The organism is Streptomyces beijiangensis (genome assembly GCF_017315755.1).
Taxonomy (GTDB): domain Bacteria; phylum Actinomycetota; class Actinomycetes; order Streptomycetales; family Streptomycetaceae; genus Streptomyces; species Streptomyces beijiangensis.
In genome coordinates, this window is sequence record NZ_JAFLRJ010000396.1 from 1 (window position 1) to 14,700 (window position 14,700).

Sequence of the window (14,700 nt, forward strand, 5' to 3'; positions counted from 1 at the left end):
CGCCGTCAGCTTGCCCTTCGCGTGCTGCGCCTCGGTGGCACGCTCGCTCGGGCCACGGCGGGCCTGCTCACGCAGGGCAAGGAGCTCGGCCACGCGCCCGCGGGCGCCGCTGGACTGGTCTGCACCGTGCTGCGGGGCGGTCTGCTCCGGCTGAGTCATCAAACTTCCCGTCGCGGTCGGTCCGTGGATAGGGAGCCGGCGGGCCGGGCCGGCGGTGCGGGCGCCAGGGAGGCCGGGGGACCGGGGGACGGCTCACGGCATTCCGGGCGTGCGGGAGCCGTTGCCGGGCACGAGCTGGCCGTGCCCGGCAGGACGCCGCTCATCGGGGCCGGTCGGCTCAGAAACTGGCCTTGGCGGTCGGGGTGCGCATCGAGCCGAGGAACGGCCGCCACAGGTGGGTCGGGTCGTTCTCGACCGCTGTGACCACCTCCCGCATGGCGGCGAGGGCCTTCGGCTCCTCGTCGTCGTACACATCGCCCTGGAGCATCTTGAGCACATCGAGCCGGTACCTGGGGTCCTGCACGAAGGCGGTGAACAGGATGTTGAGCCGGTAGTAGATGGAGATGAACTCGTACCAGTTGTTCACCGCCCGGCGGAGCTTGGCCTCGTAGTTCGCAAACCGCTCCTTCTTGAAGTCGCCGGCCTGGTGGGCCGCGATGATGTCGGTGGCCGCGATCCGGGCGCTGTTGAGCGCGACGCTCACACCGCTGGAGAAGATCGGGTCCACGAACCGTGCCGCGTCGCCGATGAGCACGAAGTTGTCGCCGGCGATCTGGTTCATGCCGTAGCTGTAGTCGCCCTCGGTCTTGAACGGCTTGACCTGGTCGGCGTTCTTCAGCGCGTCGAGCAGTTCGGGCCGGCTGGCGACGGTGTCCCAGAAGAACTGATCGCGGTCGCCGTCGTACTCCTTGAACCGCTTCTTCTGGGAGACCACCCCGACCGAGGTGATCGTGTCGGTGATCGGTATCTGCCACACCCAGGTGTCGGTGATGGGCAGGAAGTGGATGAAGATGAAGTCGGCCTGGCGGCTGCTGGTGAGCGCCTTCCGGTCGAAATTGTCGAACCAGGTGTGCACCGCGTACTGGTTGAAGACCGGGTCGTTGACCTTCACCTTGAGCTGGTTGCCCAGCACCGTGCGCCGGCCGCTCGCGTCGACCACCATCCCCACCGGCACGTCGACCTGACGGTTTCCGATCCGGGCCCGTACCACCGGTGTCTCGCCGTCGAAGTCGACCTTGTTGATGCGCACCCCCTGGAAGACACTGGCCCCCAGGCGCTCCGCGTTCTTGAGCAGGATCAGGTCGAACTTCGAGCGGTCGACGTGGTACGTGTGGTCCCGGTCCACCCCGGGCTGGTCGCGCTCGTCGAAACGTATCTCTGCGGTGCCGAAATTGTGCAGGTCGTCGCCGTAGCCCAGCGGGTCGATCGTGCGGGTCTCCGCCGAGGTCCAGGCCGCACCGTACTTCTTGGGGAAGTTCGCGGCCTCGATCTCCGGCATGGCGCCGATCTCCAGCAGCACCGGGGTCGTCGCTGTCACCAGGGACTCCCCGACGTGTTCGCGGGGGAAGTTCTCGGACTCGAAGACTGCGACGGACAGACCGGCCTTGGCCAGGTATGAGGCGACGGTGGCCCCGGCGGGCCCCCCGCCGATGACCGCAACGTCGAACTCGGGACTCATGTCAATCTCCTGCTCCGTCATGGGCGATGGTCGAGGATCCGGGGGAGCGGGCCGGTCAGGCGCCGTGCAGCTCGGCGACCAGCGCGGTGATGCTCGCGAGGTTCGCGAAGTGCTTGCCGGTGATCTGGGTCGGCGGCACGGTGATGCCGAACTCCTCGTAGATGTAGGCGAGAAGCCGGCCGGTGTTGCGGGAGTTGAGGATTCCCAGCTGCAGCAGGGGAGTGGACTCGGTCAGTTCCGAGCTCTCCTCCGTCTCGTCCAGGAAGGTCTTGCCGACGTACTCGGTGATCTTGAGGAGGATCTGGTCCTCGGTCACGGCGGCCGTTGTCACGGTTCTCTCCTTGGGTGAGCCGGGGTGCCGCGAGTCCCGTGGGGCGGGGGCCGACGAGACGGACTCCCTCGGCACGCAGCGTTCTTCTGGCGATGAATTCTACAGGCGATGACTTGCCGGTCAAGCCTGACGCGGCGAGCCGCACCCGAACTCCCCCTCCGATTGCCGTCTTTGATCAGATTTGGGCCGAACATGCCCGGCTGTATGGGCGGCGGCGCGGCCCTCGCCGTCAGTGCCCGCCCGAGGGTGCAGCGGCGGCCCGGACGGATCGGCTGCCGACGGGGGGACGTTGACAATCTGCCGCAGGTGCATATTCTTCAACAGGCATTGAAGTCATCGAATGATGAATGCAGTGGTGGGGGCTCGGAGGCCAACCGGCGCCGCCCTCTCCCGCTGCCGAGCGCGGCACGCACCCAGGCGGGACGCGGCCCGCAGGAGTTCAGCGACACCCAAGCGTTCTGCCCTCTCCTTCCGCTGCGCGACGCTCCGCGCGTCGCCACCCCTCACCGATGGAGGTCTGATGTCCCCCGAAGAAGCCGCGGTCGTGATGGAAGAGCCCGCGTTGTCCATGGCCGAACGCGCCAGGGCCGCAGGCTGTCCTGTGCATCTGGGGGAGGAGTTCGGCAATGAGCCCTACCCGGTGTACAAGGTCATGCAGGAGGCGGGCCCCATCCAGCAGGTCACCCTGCGAGACGGCTCCGAGGCCTACATCGTCACCCGCTACGACGACGTCCGGGCGTGCTACAACGACCTGCGTCTGAGCAGCAGCCTGCTGGACGCGCCGAAGCCCAAGCCGGCGGGCGGCGCCGCGGCGGCCCCGCCCGTCGGAGGTCTCGTGCTGCGCCGGGACGAGGTGTCCGGCCACATGATGATCAATCAGGACCCGCCTGTGCACACCCGGTTGCGCAAACTGGTGGTCCCTTCGTTCTCCGCCAAGCGGGTCAACGCGATGGAGCCGCACATCCGCCGGATCGCGGCCGAGACACAGAGCCGGTTCGCCGGACAGGACCAGGTGGACCTGGTCGAGGCCTACGCGAAACCGCTCCCGGTGGCCTTCCAGTCCGAGCTGCTGGGCATCCCCGCCGAGCGCCACCAGGCGTTCACCGAGGGCATGGACGAACTGACGGGCGGCCGCAACGTGGAGGCGGCGCAAAAGGGGCTGGACTCGCTCAAGGTGGTGCTCGCGCAGGAGATCGACAACAAGCGGAAGAATCCCGCGGAGGATCTGCTCAGCACGCTGGTCGAAGTCGCGGAAGAAGAAGGCCGGATGGAGTCGATCGAGCTGCTGGCCGCCGCCATCCAGGTCATGCTGGCCGGCTATTTCGGCATCCAGAGCATGGTCGGCAACTGCCTGTACTGGATCCTCCAGCACCCCGACAAGCGCGCGGAACTCCTGGCCGACCCGTCCCTGATGCCGGCCGCCATGGACGAGATCTTCCGTTTCGACGGACCGCAGCAGCCCGGCTCCAACCGGTATGCGACCGAGGACATCGAGGTCGGCGGGGAGACGATCCCCAAGGGCTCTCTGGTGATCCTCTCGGTCTCGGCGGCGAACCGGGACCCGAAGAAGTTCCCCGACCCCGACGTGCTCGACTTCGACCGCCACAACGCCGCCGACCACGTCGCCTTCGGAGGGGGAAACCACTACTGCGTCGGGGCCAGGCTGGCCCTGAAGGTCGTGGGCATCGCGGTCGGCTCGCTCCTCGAAGCGTTCCCGGACATGCGCCTGGCCGTTGCGCCGGAGGAACTGAACTGGTCGCTGCGGACACCGTTCCGCGGTCTGGACTCGCTCCCGGTGCTCCTGCACTGAGCAGCCCAGGCGCCCCCGGCGCCAGTTGGTCCCTCCCGGCCCTTGGCCGGCCCGTTGTCCCGCCCGCGCACCACATCCACCAGACATCGAAACCACTCCTGCTGGAGGTCCAGACTCCATGGCACGCGACAGCGCTCCCGCCCCGGACCCCGGGCAGCCGGGAAAGCCGGCCCCCGCCGGCGCCGACCGGCGCCTCCTCCTCGACGCACTGCGACGCATCGAGCGGCTGAACGAGGCAGCTGCGGACGGCGCCCGGGCCGTGCCCGACGAGCCGATCGCCATCGTCGGCCTCGGCTGCCGCATGCCCGGCGGCGTGGAGGACCCGGAGTCGTTCTGGGAACTCATGCGGGACGGCGTCGATGCCACCGGGGACTTCCCGGCCGCCCGCGCCGACGCCAGCCTGCTCTACGACCCCGACCCCGAGGCCCCGGGCAAGGCCTATGTGGTGCGCGGCGGCTTCCTGGACGAGGTGGACCGCTTCGAACCCGCGGTCTTTGGCATCTCGCCGCGCGAGGCATCGGGCATGGACCCGCAGCAGCGCCTGATCCTGCAGGTCACCTGGGAGGCCCTGGAACGGGCCGGATACGCCCCCGAAAGCCTCGAAGGCAGCCAGACGGGGGTGTTCCTCGGCGTCAGCACCACCGACTACGTGCGGGCACGCCAGGAAATCGGGGACATCCGTGACGTCGACGGATACCAGCTGATCGGCGAACCGAGCTTCATCGCCGGCCGGCTCTCCTACACCTTCGGCCTGATGGGGCCGAGCAAGGTCGTCGACACCACCTGCTCCTCGTCCCTGGTCGCCTTGCACGACGCCTGCCAGTCACTGCGGCTCGGCGAGTGCGACCTGGCGGTGGCCGGCGGCGTCAACCTGATGCTCACGCCCTACAGCTTCGTCCTGCTGAGCAAGTTCCGTGCCCTGTCGCCGGACGGCCGGTGCAAGACCTTCGACGCGGCCGCCGACGGATACGCCCGGGGTGAAGGCGCCGGCGTCGTCGTCCTGAAACGGCTGTCCGACGCCCTGGCCGCCGACGACAACGTCCTGGCCGTCGTCCGCGGCACCGCCGTCAACCACGACGGGCGCAGCAGCGGCATCTCCGTCCCGAACCCGGCAGCGCAGCAGGCGGTCATCCAGGCCGCCCTCGCACAGGCCAAGCTCGATCCGGCCGACATCGGGTACGTCGAGGCCCACGGAACGGGCACCTCACTCGGCGACCCGATCGAACTGCGGGCGCTGCAGGCCGTCATCGGCCGCCACCACGCGGACGGCGACCCGCTGCTCGTCGGCTCGGTCAAGACCAACATCGGACACCTCGAGCCGGCCGCCGGCATCGCCGGGCTGCTCAAACTGGTCCTCTCCCTGCAGCACGAGGAGATCCCGCCGCACCTGCACTTCACCACCCCCAACCCGAATGTCGACTGGAACGCACTCGACATCGAGGTGGTGACCGAGCGCCGCCCATGGCCCTCCGGCCGCACGGTCCGGGCCGGCGCGGTCAGCAGCTTCGGCGCCAGCGGCACCAACGCCCACGCCATCATCACCGGACCGCCGGCTGCCGCAGCGCGCACCGAGCACACCCAGACCGGCCGCGACTGGAACGTGCTGACCCTCTCGGCCCGCAGCGAGAGCGCGCTGCACCGCCTCGCCGACCAGTACGCCGCCACCCTGCGCGACCAGCCGGACCTCAGGCTCGGTGACGTCTGCCTGACGACACACGTCGGCCGCAGCCGTCTGCCGCACGGCCTCGCCGTGGCGGGCGACAGCACGGCCGAACTCTCCCGGGCCCTGATCGCCTACGGCGCCGGACAGCGCGAGGACGGCACCGTCACCGAGTCCCTCGCACCGCACCGCCAGCGCAAGGCCGCCTGGCTGTTCACCGGACAGGGCTCGCAGTATCCCGGCATGGGCCAACTCCTGCGCACACAAACGGTGTACGCCGAAGCCCTCGAGCGGGTCGGCGCACTGCTCGACCCGCTCCTGGACCGGCCGCTGGCCGACCTCCTCGACCTGGCCGCGGACGAAAACTCCCCGCTGCACCAGACGGGACACACCCAGCCCGCACTGTTCGCCATCGAGTACGCGATGGCACAACTCTGGCTGTCGTGGGGCGCGAAACCGGCCGCCGTCCTGGGCCACAGCGTGGGCGAACTCGTCGCCGCGACCGTCGCAGGCGTACTCGACCTCCCGGACGCCTGCCGGCTGATCGCGGCCCGCGGACGGCTGATGCAGGCCCTGCCCACCGGCGGGGTGATGGCCACGATCGTCTGCGACGAGGCGCGCGCCCGCGCTGCGATCGCCGACTTCACCGCAACGGTCTCGGTCGCCGCCGTCAACGGCCCCGCCGACACCGTCATCTCCGGAGCCGCCGCGGACATCGCCACCATCACCGACCGGCTCGCACACGAGGGCGTGAAACACCGGCTGCTGACCGTCTCGCACGCGTTCCACTCACCACTGATGGCACCGGCGATGGCCGAACTGCGCGCAGTGGCCGCCACCCTCACCTACCACCCGCCCCGCATCCCGCTCGTCTCCAACGTCACGGGCACCCTCGTCCGCCCGGGCGAGATCGACGCCGACTACTGGGTCCGCCACGCGGCCGGGACCGTCCGGTTCGCCGACGGCATGCGCACCCTGTACGACGACTCCTTCCGGACCTTCCTCGAGATCGGCCCCCAGCCGGTCCTCTCGGGCCTGGGCGCGCGCGGACTCGACGACCCCGCCTGCCGCTTCATCCCGACCCTGCGCCGCGGCCACGACGACCGGCAGTCGCTCATGACCGCCCTCGGCGCCCTGCATCTGCGCGGCGCGGCAGTGGACTGGACGGCATTCCACCGGGACGACCACGCCCGACGCATCCCGCTGCCCACCTACGCGTGGGAAGGCGACTCCTACTGGTTCCCCCTCCCGCAGGAGACCACCGGATCGCCGGCACCCGCCGGTGAACTGGTGGCCGGCATCGGTCAGCGCGTGCGAGCCCCCCAGCCCACCTACCAGCTGGACCTGAAGGAGGACCGCTGGCGGCACGCGGCGCACCAGGCCGACAACCAGCCCTACGCGTCGGTCGGCTCGTTGGTCGAGGCCGCCGTGCTGGCGGCCGGCGACGGACTGAGCGGCGCCTGGGCCGGGGTCGGGGACCTTGTCGTTGCCGAGCTCCTGCCGCTGGCGGACACCGACCGGACCGTGCAGCTCACACTCGTCTCCGACGACCAGGCGCTGACCGCGCGGTTCGAGGTCCGCAGCACATCGGCCGCCGAGGAGGCCTCGGCCGCACCCTGGCGGCTGCATCTCAGCGGCCGGCTCAGGCGCCGGCCGGGAACCGCGGCCCACCGCCCGTACACCCAGGACGGTTGCACCGGAACCGAACTGGACTGGAAGTCGGCCCAGCTGCCGCAGGCGCTGGCCGATGCCGTGCTGGGTGCCGAGCGGGGCGACAGCGGCACCCAGCTGGAACTCGCCGGCAACGCCACCCAGGGCCGGGCGGAGATCCTCAACGCCGCGACAGCGGCCGTGTCCTGGGCGGCAGGACCACCGGTGACCCAGGTCGCAGGGCCGGACGCACCGGCGGAGATCGGCGACATCCTCTGCGCCGAACCCGAGCGGGTCCGCTACGTGCAGGCGTCCCTCTCCTCCACGGCGGACGGACACAGCACGGGCCAGGCGGACTTCTACGCCGATGACCGCAGCTGGCTCGGCCGCGTCACCGACGTGACGATCACATCGGGTGCACCGGCCGCCCACCCCGGCGAGCCCTGGCGCGACCCCGCCGAACTGCTCTACCAGATGGAGTGGCAGCCGGCCGAGCCGGCCACCGCCACCCCCCTGGCGCTGTCCACCGCCGACATCCTGCTGCTTGCCGATCAGGGCGGCATCGCCGACCGGCTCGCGCTCGACCTCACCGCACACGGCGCCGTGTGCACCGTGCGCCAGCCGCCCACCGCCGGCCCCGACGACGACCCCGACGACGGCCTGTACGCCACAGCCCTCGCCGAACTGCTCGGCGACTGGAGGACCACGCGGGCCGGCCGGAGCACCGAGAACGCGGCGCCCGCCCGGATCCTTGTGCTCACCGGCCTCGACACCCCCGCACACTCCGACACCGACGACGCCACGCTCACCGCCTTCCGCGACCGCACCGAACTGCTCACCGTCGGAGTCCTCCAGGCGCTCCTGGCCGACCCCGCCGACAGCAACGTCCGCGTCTCGCTGATCACCTGCGGTGCCGTCGCCACCACACCGGAGCAGCGCTACCACGCCCCGGCCGCCACCCCGCTGTGGGGCCTGGGCCGGGTCCTGGCCCTCGAACACCCCCAGCACTGGGGCGGCGCGATCGACCTCGACCCGGACTCCGCCGGCCACGACCTCGCTCTGCTGGTGACGGCGCTGACCGAGATCGACGCGGAGGACCAGCAGGCCCTGCGCAGCGGACAGCGGCTCGCCGCCCGCGTGGTCGCCGCCACCCCCACACCGCACGCCTTGCGGCGCGAGGTCACCGTACGGCCCGCCGGAAGCTACCTGATCACCGGCGCGTTCGGCGGGATCGGGCTCTCGGTGGCCCGCCTCCTCGCCCTGCGCGGAGCGGGGAAACTGGTCCTGCTCGGGCGCACCGCACTGCCCGACCGGGCGCAATGGGATGCCCCGGACCTGCCCGCACCGGTACGCGAGCGGATCCGTGCGGTCCGTGAGCTGGAGGGCATCGGCGCCGAGGTCGAGGTGATCGCCGCAGACGTCGCCGATGCCGCGGCGGTGGCCGCCCTCGTCGGCCGCCTCGCCGCCGAACCGCTCCCGCTGAGCGGTGTCGTGCACGCGGCCGGAGTGTCCGGGCCCCAGTTCGTCCGGGAGATCCGGCGTGCGCAATACGACAAGGTCTGGCGGCCCAAGGTGGTCGGCGCCTGGTCCCTGCACCAGGCCACGCTCGACGTCCCCCTGGACTTCTTCCTCAGCTTCTCCTCGATCGCCGCCACCTGGGGATCCCAGCACCTGAGCAGCTACGCGGCCGGCAACGCGTTCCTCGACGGCCTCGCCCACCTGCGCCGCTCACTCGGCCTGGCCGCACTCACCATCGCGTGGGGCTCGTGGGAGCTGGAGTCGGCACTGTTCGACGACGAGATCGCCGAGTTCCTCAAGGCCACCGGGCTCCGCCCGCTGTCGGCTCCGCAGTCCCTGCGGCTGCTGAGCGCGCTGCTGGACGGCCCGGAGACCTACCAGATCGTCTGCTCCGCCGACTGGGCGACGTACAAGGCGATCCTGGAAGCACGGGCGGAACGGCCGGTGTTCCGGAGGATCGAGACGGCCGCCGCTGAGGAGAGCGGGCCGACCGCGGTCATCCAGGGCGAACTGCGAGCGGCCGCACCCGAGGACCGGCTGGGTCTGCTCGACATCTACCTCCGTGAGCAGCTCGCCCAACTCCTGCGCCTGGACGTGGCCGAGCTGGCCGGGGAGTTCCACCTCCTCGACATGGGCCTGGACTCCCTGATGGTCATGGAACTCATCAGCCGCAGCCGCAAGGACCTGGGGGTTGAGGTCAAGAGCCCCGAATTCTTCGCGACCGACGCCAACTTCTGGTCCGAGTACCTGCTGCGACGCGTCGAGAAAAAGTTCCTCGGCGAGGCTCCTGACGGGCCTGCGAACGACACCGCGACCGACGAAGGATGGCGAGGAAGATGAGCATGCCCGGCACGACACCCCCCTATGAACTGCCGCCCCTCAAGGGCCAGTACGACGTGGCGATCCTCGGAGCCGGCATCGCCGGCTCCCTGCTCGGGGCGGTGCTGGCACGCAACGGAGTACGGGTCCTGCTCGCCGACGCGGGCGTCCACCCCCGCTTCGCGATCGGCGAGTCGACCATCCCCTACACCTCGGCGCTGCTGCGGCTGATCGCGGCCCGGTACGACGTGCCGGAGATCAGGCAGCTGTCCACCTTCAAGGACATCCGCGACAACGTCTCACGCAACTGCGGGTGGAAGAAGAACTTCGGGTTCGTCTACCACCGCGAGGACCGCAAACAGCATCCGGGCGAGGCCAACCAGCTGGTCCTGCCGACCGTCCTGCAGACCGAGACGCACCTGTTCCGCCAGGACGTCGACGCCTTCATGTACAACGTCGCGCTGAAGTACGGTGCGGACGGACGCACCGGCCTGAAGATCGCCGACATCGACATCGACGGCGGCACGGGCGTGGTCCTGCGCTCCGAGGCCGGCGAGGAGTTCCACGCCGAGTACCTCGTCGATGCCAGCGGATTTCGCTCACCGGTCGCGGAGAAGCTCTCCCTGCGGGAGGAACCCACCCGGGCCCGCACCCACTCCCGGTCGATGTTCACCCACATGATCGGCGTCACGCCCTACGACGAGACCGAATCGGGCGCCCTGCACCACCAGCCGAGCAGGTGGCACGACGGAACCTTGCACCACGTCTTCGACGGCGGCTGGCTGTGGGTGATCCCGTTCGACAACCACAAGGACTCCCTCAACCCGCTGTGCAGCGTCGGTCTGACCCTGGACCCCCGCAAGCACCCGGCCACCGACGCCTCCCCGCAGGAGGAGTTCGACAGCTTCCTGAGCCGCTTCCCCGACATCGCCCGGCAGTTCGAGGGGGCCAGGCCGGCCAGGCCGTGGACGTCCACGGGACGTCTGCAGTACTCCTCGAAGCAGGTGGTCGGCGACCGGTTCTGCCTCACCTCGCACGCCTCGGGCTTCATCGACCCGCTCTACTCCCGGGGCCTGACCAACTCCTTCGAGGTCATCAACGTCCTGGCCTACCGGCTCATCGAGGCCTCCCAGGACGGCGACTGGTCGCTGGAGCGCTTCCAGTACGTCGAGGACCTGCAGCAGGGGCTGTTCGACGTGCACGACGACCTCGTCTACACGTCCTTCGTCGCCTTCCGGGACTACGACCTGTGGAATGCCGTCTTCCGCACCTGGGCGCTGAGCACCGTGCTGGCGGCCCTGACCCTGGAGAACGCGTACTTCGCCTTCGCCGGCCACGGAGAGGACTCCGTCTTCCGCGACCTGGAACAGACCCGCTACCCCGGATCACCCTTCCCCATCAGCGACAACTACAACACGCTGCGCACCACGACCCTGCAGCTGTGCCAGGCCGTCGAGGACGGTTCGCTCGAGGCGAAGACCGCCGCCACGCGTCTGTTCCAGACGCTCCAGGAAGCCGACTACGTCCCGCCGGCGTTCGCGATGGGCGACCCGGACGAACGGTTCGTCCACATCACGCCGCCCAAGATGGCCAAAGCCGCACGCTGGGCGGGCTCCGATGCGCCCGAGGAAGTCGGCGGGCTCCTGCACGGCGCGATGAGCGGCCTGGTCAAGGAACGGCTGCGCGGCCTCATCCAGCGCAGCAACTGACATCCGTAACGAATCTGAGAGGGCGATGTGAGCACAGTGGACGACATTGCAGCTACGGAGCGCACGACGTACGACGTGGCGATCCTGGGGTCCGGCATGGCCGGTTCGCTCCTGGCCGCCATCCTGGCGCGGCAGGGCACCAAGGTCCTGCTGCTCGACGGCGGGTCGCACCCCCGGTTCGCCATCGGCGAGTCGACGATCCCCTACACCCTGGTCACGCTGCGGACCCTGGCCGAGCGCTACGACGTGCCGGAGATATCCGCGCTGGCCTCGTTCACCGAGACCACCAAAGCCCTGGGGCCCCGCTTCGGGGTCAAGCGGCACTTCGGGTTCCTCTTGCACCATGAGAACACCCCGCAGAACCCGCGCGAGGTCAACGAGTTCAACACCCCGCCCCAGCTGCTGCACGAGGCCGCGCACTACTTCCGGCAGGACGTCGACGCGTACCTCTTCCAGGTGGCGGCCAAGTACGGCACCACGGTGCGGCAGAACTTCTTCGTCGACGACGTCGACTTCGACGGCTCCGGAGTGACGCTGAGCGGACGCAACGGCGAGTACCGGGCACGGTACGTCGTGGACGCGAGCGGGTTCCGCTCGCCTCTTGCGGACAAGTTCGACCTCCGCGAGGAGACGACCCGCTTCAAGCACCACTCCCGGTCCATGTGGAACCACATGCTCAACGTGACGCCCACCGACCGGCTCTTCGACCACCTCGCCGACCACCTGCGCCCGCCGGTGCCGTGGTACGAGGGCACCGTCCACCACATGTTCGAGCGCGGCTGGGCCTGGGTCATCGCCTTCGACAACAACAAGTGGTCGACGAACCCGCTGTGCAGTGTCGGCATGACGGTGGACCCGAGGGTCTACCCCAAGATCCCCGGAATGAGCGCGGCGGAGGACTTCGCCCGGCTCGCCGCGCCGTTCCCCGACATCGCCCGGCAGTACGAGGGCGCCATCCCGACCCGCGAATGGATCTCGACCGACCGGCTTCAGTACTCCTCGAAGACCACGATCGGCGACCGCTGGATGCTCCTGTCGCACGCGGCCGGCTTCATCGACCCGCTGTTCTCCCGAGGACTGTCCAACACCACCGAGGCGATCAACGTCCTCGCCTACCGGCTGCTGCGCGCCGTCAAGGACGACGACTTCTCCGCCGAGCGGTTCCGCTACGTCGACCGCCTCCAGCAGTCGCAGCTGGACGCGAACGACGAGCTGGTCAACGCGGCCTTCATCTCCTGGGCCGACTACGGCCTGTGGAGCGCGATCTTCCGCATCTGGGGCTGGGGTGCGAATGCGGGCGTCTACCGTCTGCAGGACGCCCTGACCAAGTTCCGCAAGGACGGGCGCGAGGAGCACTTCCTCAACTTGGAGGACGCCCCCAACCCGGGCCTGTACTGGCCCGATCACGACGGTTTCGCCGGCCTGCACGATCTGATGGTCAAGCAGACCGACGCCGTGGAGGCCGGCACCACCAGCGGCCCGGAGGCCGCCGACGTCCTGTACGAGGAGATCGAGCGGGCCAACTACGTCCCCAAGCATCTCGGCTTCGCCGAGCGCGAGGTCCGCTTCATCAACCCCAACCCGAAGAAGCTCTACAAGATGGTCCGCTGGGCCGCCAAGGAGGGCGACCCGGAGGTGGCCCGTCTGCTCACCGGAAACGCCCGTGAGGCGATCAAGGCCAAGCTCCGCGGCGGAAAGCTCTTCTGACGCCCCGCCACCCCACCGCCCCGACACCACGGTGTCTCAGCCCAGCCCACCCTCCTGGAGGAGAACGATGGACGACGGCCAGCAATTCGCCGACCCCGAGGAGAAGTACGACGTCGCCATCGTCGGCGCCCATCTCGCGTCGAACCTGCTGGCCGCGGTCCTGGCCCGGCAGGGCCAGCGGGTCCTGCTCGTCGACAGCGAGGCCGATGCCGGGCAGCCGGCGGGGGAGACCACCGTCCCCTACACCGCCGAGGTGTTCTTCACCCTGGCCCGCCGGTTCGACATCCCCGAGATCGCCGCACTCGGACTGACCTGCGACCTCCCGGACCGGGTACGCCGCAGCGGCGGCATCAAGCGCAGCCTGAGCTTCCTCTACCACCGGCCGGGCAAGGCGCAGGACCCCCGCCAGACCGTCCAGTTCAATGTGCCCGGCGAGCATTCCGAATGGCACATGTACCGCCCCGACGTCGAGCAGTACGTCCACGAAGTGGCCCGCAAGTACGGCACCCATGTCGTGCGCCACCGCCGCAAACTGCTCGACGTGGCCCCCACGGGGGACGGGGTCAGTGTCACCGTCGACGACGGCACGACCTACCGGGCACGCTACCTGGTGGACTCGGTGGGGCTGGACTCGCCGATCCTGGCCCGTCTGGGGGGACCGGACCCCGTCGCCCGCACGAGGACCAGGTCACGGGTGCTGACCACGCACCTCACCGGTGTCCAGCAGTTCGAGGACCACGTCCCGCTGACGAACTACCCCCGGGCGTCGCCCTGGTCGGCCGGCACGATCAGCCATCTGTTCGCCGGCGGGTGGATCCAGGTCGCCCACTTCGACAACCATCCCGAGGCGGGCACCGCACGGTGCTCGGTGACCGCGAGCGTCGACCCGGACCTGTTCGGTGATCTGCCCAAGGACCCGGAGGCGGCATTCCGGGCCCTCATCGAGCGCTTTCCCGACCTGCGCCCGACCTTCGAGTCGGCGGTCGCCGTGCAGCCGTGGGTCTCCGACGATCTGTGGCAGCGCACCGTCACCGACACCGTCGGCAGCCGGCATTTCCTGTTCGAGCGGTCGGCCAGCCGCAACGACCTGTTTCTCTCCAGGGACGTGACGATGGCGGCCGAGCTGGTGTACGCGCTGGCACCGGTGCTGATGGAGGCGGCCCGCACCGACGACTGGTCACCGCGGAAGTTCGCCCCGGTCGCCGCGTTCCAGGACCGGCTGATCGAGTTCAACGACGCGCTCATCGCGGCCGCGCAGGTGGCGACCCGCGACTTCCAGCTGTGGAACGCCTTCAGCCGCGTCTGGCTGCTGTGGTCCATGCTGGCCGCGCTGTCGCTCAAGAGCACCCGCAACCAGAGTCTGCGCAGCGGGGACTGGACGCCGACCGAACGGCTCGACCAGGGCGCGTTCTGGTTCAAGCTGCCGACCGGGCTGCCCGAACTCCTCGACCACGTGTGCTCGCTCACCGAGGACGTGCGGGCCGGCAAGCTCTCGTCCGGCCAGGCCGCAGGCCGGATCTTCCGTGCGCTGGAGGAGGCTCCGTTCGTTCCGCCGCTGTACGGGTTCGCCGACCCGGCCGACCGCTACTACCACTTCTCGCTGCGCAAGCGGCTACGGATGCTGGCCTGGGCCAAGACGGTGGCGCCGCAGGAGTTCCGCACGATGATGACGAAGGAGAACCTGACCAACGTCCCGCCGTCGGCCGTGCACTGAGCGGCGGACCCTGCCGAGGCGCGGGGGAGGGGGTGAGGGGGTGGGACGGCACTGGTGCCGTCCCACCCCTCACCCCCTCATCTGTTTGTCGCCCGGCGTCGTCA

At 69.8% G+C, this 14,700-nt stretch carries 7 protein-coding genes; 5 read left to right on the plus strand and 2 right to left on the minus strand.

The genetic code is table 11. From position 1 onward, the window contains the following. Nucleotides 1–337 precede the first annotated feature (337 nt). Nucleotides 338–1,678: an NAD(P)/FAD-dependent oxidoreductase gene (locus J0695_RS32470; protein WP_206968215.1), complete on the minus strand. Its 1,341-nt coding sequence runs from the start codon at nt 1,676–1,678 to the stop codon at nt 338–340. Nucleotides 1,679–1,733: 55 nt separating this feature from the next. Then, nucleotides 1,734–2,009: a phosphopantetheine-binding protein gene (locus J0695_RS44370; protein ID WP_206968218.1), complete on the minus strand. Its 276-nt coding sequence runs from the start codon at nt 2,007–2,009 to the stop codon at nt 1,734–1,736. 520 nt (nt 2,010–2,529) lie between these two features. Between J0695_RS44370 and J0695_RS32480 the strand changes: the two genes are divergently transcribed. The 5 genes from J0695_RS32480 to J0695_RS32500 all read left to right on the plus strand — a co-directional run bounded on the left by J0695_RS32480 (nt 2,530) and on the right by J0695_RS32500 (nt 14,596). Beyond that, nucleotides 2,530–3,819, plus strand: a complete 1,290-nt coding sequence (locus J0695_RS32480) for a cytochrome P450 family protein (RefSeq protein WP_206968220.1) — start codon at nt 2,530–2,532, stop codon at nt 3,817–3,819. 118 nt (nt 3,820–3,937) lie between these two features. Continuing rightward, entirely contained in the window at nt 3,938–9,487 is a 5,550-nt protein-coding gene (locus tag J0695_RS32485) for a type I polyketide synthase (protein WP_206968222.1), read from the plus strand. A 2-nt stretch (nt 9,488–9,489) separates the two neighbouring features. Beyond that, complete coding sequence (locus tag J0695_RS32490; protein ID WP_206968224.1) at nt 9,490–11,175, plus strand: NAD(P)/FAD-dependent oxidoreductase; 1,686 nt, start codon at nt 9,490–9,492, stop codon at nt 11,173–11,175. 36 nt (nt 11,176–11,211) lie between these two features. After that, nucleotides 11,212–12,882 (plus strand): NAD(P)/FAD-dependent oxidoreductase, encoded by a 1,671-nt coding sequence (locus tag J0695_RS32495; RefSeq protein WP_206968226.1) that lies wholly within the window; start codon nt 11,212–11,214, stop codon nt 12,880–12,882. Between the two features lie 67 nt (nt 12,883–12,949). Further along, entirely contained in the window at nt 12,950–14,596 is a 1,647-nt protein-coding gene (locus tag J0695_RS32500) for an FAD-dependent oxidoreductase (RefSeq protein ID WP_206968228.1), read from the plus strand. Nucleotides 14,597–14,700: the final 104 nt, after the last annotated feature.